The organism is Gilliamella sp. B3172, from assembly GCF_026536465.1.
GTDB lineage: Bacteria > Pseudomonadota > Gammaproteobacteria > Enterobacterales > Orbaceae > Gilliamella.
Genome location: NZ_JAFNOA010000028.1, coordinates 1 through 736 on the forward strand (window position 1 = coordinate 1; position 736 = coordinate 736).

The 736-nt window shown below is 40.6% G+C and carries 1 protein-coding gene; it reads left to right on the top strand.

Annotated elements, in window-relative coordinates:
* The coding region (locus tag J3U37_RS12055) for a VENN motif pre-toxin domain-containing protein (protein ID WP_267375127.1) at positions 1-736 on the top strand (736 nt) is incomplete at both ends.

Consider the following 736-nt stretch of genomic DNA (forward strand, 5'->3'; position numbering starts at 1 on the left):
GCCCTCGCCCAGCTGGCAGCCGGCCTGGCGATTGCCGCCGGTGGCGGTGATACCGGCGCTGCCGGTGCGGCGATTGCTGCCGGGAAGAATGCGGTTGAGAATAATTATTTAAATTCGTCAGATCATCAGACTAAAGAAAGTCTAAAATATAAAGAAAAAAATGGAACAATAACTGATTCTGAAAAACTTAAATTATTAGAGCTTCAAATAAAAGATGAAAGCACGACAAATGCTTTGTTAGAAGCCTGTGTTGATGCTAATAGTCAGGCATGTGCAACAGAACGCCAAAATGCTTATGATGCATTGAAGACCTACCGACGATATACCTATTTATATCCTGTGGAAACTCAAATAGGTTATCAGGAAATAAACCATTTATTAAAATCAACATCAAAAGAAGCAAATGAATTGCGCAGTATCTATGATGGCGTGGTGTTATCTTTTCAGCGTTGGGGTTACAACGAAGAAGATGCACAAAAAATGGCTGGCTATTATATGGGTAGCATGATGACAGTTCATGGTGTAGTTGGAGCTGGGATTACTCTGCCTAGAATACAAAAAGTATTCGGTAACACCAAGCAGTTGATCGGAAAAACTGCAACAAATGCCGGAAAGGGAACTGCTGTCAACAAACCATTAGACAAAACAGAGTTAGAGCTACAACACGGAAAAGGAAATGTTGAACAAGGTGGTGGAAATTATAAAGAGACTAAGGATAAAATACTTGATAATCAGG